The sequence below is a fragment of the Enterobacter sp. ENT03 genome (genome assembly GCF_019218745.1).
Lineage (GTDB): Bacteria > Pseudomonadota > Gammaproteobacteria > Enterobacterales > Enterobacteriaceae > Enterobacter_D.
This window is the reverse complement of sequence record NZ_JAHUXA010000062.1, coordinates 1-257: the sequence shown is the minus strand read 5'-3', so window position 1 is coordinate 257 and position 257 is coordinate 1. Positions and strand designations below refer to the sequence as shown.

The window sequence follows — 257 nt, the reverse complement described above, 5'->3', positions numbered from 1 at the left end:
CTTGACACTGAACACTGGTCCTTGATGTGTAGGATAGGTGGGAGGCTTTGAAGCGAGGACGCCAGTTCTTGTGGAGCCAACCTTGAAATACCACCCTTTAATGGCTGGTGTTCTAACGTGGACCCGTTACCCGGGTTGCGGACAGTGTCTGGTGGGTAGTTTGACTGGGGCGGTCTCCTCCTAAAGCGTAACGGAGGAGCACGAAGGTTAGCTAATCCTGGTCGGACATCAGGAGGTTAGTGCAATGGCATAAGCTA

1 rRNA gene is annotated in these 257 nt (G+C 52.9%); it reads left to right on the top strand.

The features are described 5' to 3' along the window. A 23S ribosomal RNA gene (locus KW828_RS21750) occupies nt 1-257 on the top strand; the annotation flags it as partial.